Origin of the sequence: Cohnella yongneupensis, from assembly GCF_042655785.1 — a bacterium.
Lineage (GTDB): Bacteria > Bacillota > Bacilli > Paenibacillales > Paenibacillaceae > Cohnella > Cohnella yongneupensis.
Genome location: NZ_JBHSNC010000029.1, coordinates 1 through 4,542 on the forward strand (window position 1 = coordinate 1; position 4,542 = coordinate 4,542).

The 4,542-nt window shown below is 41.8% G+C and carries 4 protein-coding genes; all 4 read right to left on the reverse strand.

All coding sequences use genetic code 11. The features are described 5' to 3' along the window. Window positions 1-1,538: 1,538 nt before the first annotated feature. The 4 genes from ACFPQ4_RS10065 to ACFPQ4_RS10080 all read right to left on the reverse strand — a co-directional run bounded on the left by ACFPQ4_RS10065 (window position 1,539) and on the right by ACFPQ4_RS10080 (window position 4,385). Complete coding sequence (locus ACFPQ4_RS10065) at window positions 1,539-2,036, reverse strand: hypothetical protein (protein ID WP_378111708.1); 498 nt, start codon at window positions 2,034-2,036, stop codon at window positions 1,539-1,541. A 318-nt stretch (window positions 2,037-2,354) separates the two neighbouring features. Next, a complete protein-coding gene (locus ACFPQ4_RS10070) occupies window positions 2,355-2,585 on the reverse strand; it encodes a hypothetical protein (protein ID WP_378111710.1) in 231 nt (76 codons plus the stop codon). 280 nt (window positions 2,586-2,865) lie between these two features. Beyond that, window positions 2,866-3,399: an SF0329 family protein gene (locus ACFPQ4_RS10075; protein WP_378111711.1), complete on the reverse strand. Its 534-nt coding sequence runs from the start codon at window positions 3,397-3,399 to the stop codon at window positions 2,866-2,868. A gap of 242 nt (window positions 3,400-3,641) precedes the next feature. Beyond that, window positions 3,642-4,385 carry a hypothetical protein gene (locus ACFPQ4_RS10080; RefSeq protein WP_378111712.1) on the reverse strand — a complete coding sequence of 248 codons (744 nt, stop codon included), beginning with the start codon at window positions 4,383-4,385 and terminating at the stop codon, window positions 3,642-3,644. Window positions 4,386-4,542 lie beyond the last annotated feature (157 nt).

Here is a 4,542-nt window from a genome sequence, read left to right on the forward strand (position 1 = left end):
AATCTCGTACATCTACAACCCTAATATGTTCTTTACTCTTCGCAGCAAGAGAGATTTCAGCTAACGATGTTGTATTCACGACGTCCTACCACCTTAAGCCCGAAGGGCGGCCGCGATGCGGTTAGGTGGTGGGATGTGTCCGGCTGATTCCGCTTCCCCGCTGCTGAAATGCCTCTCCGTTTCCACCTCTAACTTCGTGCCGGACCGAGGCAGCTTGTCTGCCGAAGCGTGAATATGGTGTTATATGCTGTCGGGGCCACCTTGTTATACCCTCAATTCTATATTCTCTTAATTGTATAATTTATCCTTTAATGTCCTTAATAATGTCCTTGTGTCCTTGTGTCCTTGTGTCCTTGTGTCCTTGTGTCCTTGTGTCCTTGTGTTCTTGTGTCCTTGTGTTCTTGTGTTCCTTGTGTTCCTTGTGTTCCTTGTGTCCTTGTGTCCTTGTCTCCTTGTCTCCTTGTGTTCTTGTGTTCCTTGTGTCCTTGTGTTCCTTGTGTCCTTGTGTCCTTGTGTCCTTGTGTCCTTTGTGTCCCTTGTGTCCCTTGTGTCCCTTGTGTCCCTTTGTCCTTGTGTCCTTGTGTCCTTTGAACTCTATCTCCCATACAAAGAAAAAACGAATCGATTGTTACATACGACTCGTACTGGTTTGAAACTAACTATTCAATTGTTTCTATATGATCTCTCGCTCTGCCCCGATTGCATATAACGTTATTGTATTCACGACGTCCCACCACCTTAAGCGACCAACGGGAGCGGCCGCGATGCGGTTAGGTGGTGCGGATGTGTCCGGCTGAATATGCTTCCTCGTATACTGAAATGCCTCTTCGAAAATACATCGGGCTCCGGTCCGGACCGAAGGGGCAACGCCCCGAAGCGTGAATATGGTGTTATACGCCGTTGCCTACTTCCTCGAGTCATCCAAGAAAGATTCGTTGTTTTTGCTCTTAACTCGTGTCCTTGAAGTCCTAGATTCTCTGATCAGTACTTGAAATCTCGTTCTGACCCTATCATCTAGTTCGCTGTGCCATTGGTGTAGCGAACTAAGGGTCGGAATGAGGCTTTATAAGTAACTGATCTGGTTTCTTGAATCAAGGTCTTCATTAGAGTTAAGAGCACTTAACGAATCTTTCGGTCCCGACCCAAACGATCTGAAATCTGGTTGTCGAACAATTCATATGATTCACAGTGACTGCAATCACGCCTAAATGGTTCTAACTAATATGAATTATTCGACTTCTTCATCGAGATGCCTCTCTGAATACCAGGTTTCAGGTTTGGGTCTGGGATGGATGTCCTTACTTAGGCAATGTCGTATAACGTTGTTGTATTCACGACGTCCCACCGACTTAAGGCGACGAAGTCGCCTGGCGCGATGCGCTTAGTCGGTGCGGATGTGTCCGGCTGATTCCGCTTCCTTGTAACTGAAATGCCTCTTCGATACTCATCAAGCTCCTGCCGGACCGAGGGCGACTGCCCGATGCGTGAATATGGTGTTATAAGATGTTGGCGCCTTCTCCGAATTAACGATCAGGACGTCACTTGAATTTATTCTCAATTGGTTGAGTGTAATCCCAACTTATCAATTTTATATGATATTCAAAAAGTAATTGATCAGCCCTAATAACTCCACTTTGAGTGCCATTTCCGATCTTCTCAATTAAAATAGCACTCATTATGTCATTATTATATTCTTCATATTCTTCCTTCAAATCCCCCATATAATATCTTGCATTACCCACTGGAAAATAGATTTCCTTTATATCCCCTACTTTCAGTAATGTTATTTTATCGTTTCCACTAGCAAATCTTTGTTTCCATTTGCGATATTTACCCTGCCCTTCATTCCACCCAAAGCCATCAAACTCACAAATCACTTTATCTTCAATTACTTTTCGTTGTCCGTTTATCTCATATTCAAGTCGAAATGGAAACTCCCCATATTTGATCTCTGGACGTGGTGGATTGGCTTCTAGTAGTCCACCAATAAAGATATAGAGCCAAGGTAATGAAATGAACAATACAATTGAGAGCACGACTGCCAGTGGGATCCAAACTATCTTGGCTCTAATATTTATGACCCATTCTTTAAGATGTAGTCTTGTGAATTCTTAATGATCTTGCGCCAATTTCTTATAACGTTGTTGTATTCACGACGTCCTACCACCTTAAGCCCGAAGGGCGGCCGCGATGCGGTTAGGTGGTTGGATGTGTCCGGCTGCTCCTGCTTCCCCGAAACTGAAATGCCTCTCCGATTCCACTTCTAACTTCTGCCGGACCGAGGGCCGAATGGCCCGAAGCGTGAATATGGTGTTATATGATGCCGGTGACTTCCTCGATATTCATTCAGAATTCTAATGATCTCCATTATATTTCATATCTTTATCGAGTTCTTCCAAATCAGTTTTCATGATCTCATCATCTTCTAATTCACCAATTATAGCGACCATTCTTATACCATTAGACTGATCCCCAAGTAATATCGCCTTAGATTGAAAGGTTCCAAACCCATGTTTTTCTGCCAAATATTCGGTTAAGATTTCTAAAATATCATCAGAATTAAACTTGAAATATTGTCTGTTCATAGTCCTCCATTATTGAGAGCTCTTTTGCTCTAATCTCTTGTACGTTAAGTTTACAGGTTTATGTTTTCGCTCTTATTGCTCTTACACCGGTTTCATATAACGTTCTTGTATTCACGACGTCCCACCGACTTAAGGCTCCGCCAGGAGCCGGCCGCGATGCGGTTAGTCGGTGCGGATGTGTCCGGCTGATCCAGCTTCTCCGCAACTGAAATGCTCCCCCGAATCCGCATCTAACTTCTGCCGGACCGAGGGCCGAATGGCCCGATGCGTGAATATGGTGTTAGGCGAAGTTTCCCTCTTCTCTGATTAAACCTTCAACTCTCAATCTTATTTCTTTGAACTTATTTACAATTATGTTTTCATCAGTTTTAATGATTGTTAATCTTCGTTTTCCTAATCTTCTATCGAACCATGATATAGCTCTGATTATTGGTTTTGATGATTCCATTGCTTCTTCAATTGATAAATTCAAGTATTCTTCAATAGCATTATAGAATTCGTATTGATTATATAATCCTAGTTTCTCCATCTCTGCATTTGCTAGTTGATATGCCTGGTAGTACCCTTTTTGCTGATTGAAATCTTTCCAATCAGGTGAATTGGTTTTAACTCTTATTTCATCTGCTAATGTATTAAATCCATATCTTCTCTTTACTGTACAAAAATCATGAATAATCTCATTATCAAATGTAATCCATGCTCTACCTTCTTCATCATGTGTTCCTCTATATCGTGTGCTATTAAATGAAACTCGGCCCTTTAGAGAGTCACATGTTCTTGATTCTAATAGTTTTTTCAACTTGCTCCATTTCATATCCCTCACCTCGCCCTAGGGGAATTTCGCCTAACGTTATTGTATTCACGACGTCCCACCGACTTAAGGCCACGAAGTGGCCGGGCGCGATGCGCTTAGTCGGTGCGGATGTGTCCGGCTGATTCTACTTCCCCGCTACTGAAATACCTCACCGACTCCACTTCTAACTCCTGCCGGACCGAGGGCGAATGCCCGATGCGTGAATATGGTGTTAGACGACGTATTTCACTTCATTGAATATGCTACTGAATGAATTTATCCATATGTTCATACCATTTCATCGACCCAGTATTTGCTCTCTTATGCGAGGCCATTGCAATCTCTAACCAACTAATCGATTCAGTAATTCTACATTTAGTTTCATCATCTAGGTTGTTATTATTAAAAAATTTCGGAAACCAATTTATAAAACCAAAAAGTAATGGGATTGTGTTATTAATAACATAAGTTGCCCTGTCTACATCAAATTGACTCCCCATGACTGTTCGCCGCTTACCAGATGGATCTAGGTCCACTCTATGCATGTGTTTAAATATAAAACCATGCGCTGCTTCTGAAAGCTGATTTGAATAATATCGTTTATAGTAACCAGCGGAAAATTCATTAAACATAGCGCTAAAGTTAATTCTCTTAGTTTGTTTTATATGTTCTTCCAGCTTAGAAGGATACTTATAAAAATAACGCAACTGTATGAATGCTTCTATTAAGTGCCTATATAAGTTGATTGCTTCAAGGTAATATCCTTTTTCATATAAATTGTATAGCGCCCAAAAGGTATACGGGGCTTGCATATATGTAATCTTGCAGATTGACAAAAATGTTCCTTCTGGGGTCTCAACATTTCCTAAATCACCAGTGAAATAAGCTAGTTTAAAAGTTGTATCTATGATGTTGGGAACGTTTTCATGAATACCTTTTAGATAACTTCTAGAAATATGAATAGTTTCATATTCAGTTTTTTCAATGAATTCTATTCCCAGTCTCACAGGACATCCCCCTAAACACATGAAATATGTCGTCTAACGTATTGTATTCACGACGTCCTACCACCTTAAGCCCGAAGGGCGGCCGCGATGTGGTTAGGTGGTGGGATGTGTCCGGCTGGATCCACTTCTTCGCTGCTGAAATGCCTCTTCGTATCAA

What these genes read in the sequence shown, in the direction of transcription:
- ACFPQ4_RS10070 (WP_378111710.1), bottom strand. Translation starts at nt 2,585, where the DNA reads ATGAACAGACAATATTTCAAGTTTAATTCTGATGATATTTTAGAAATC.
- ACFPQ4_RS10075 (WP_378111711.1), bottom strand. Translation starts at nt 3,399, where the DNA reads ATGAAATGGAGCAAGTTGAAAAAACTATTAGAATCAAGAACATGTGAC.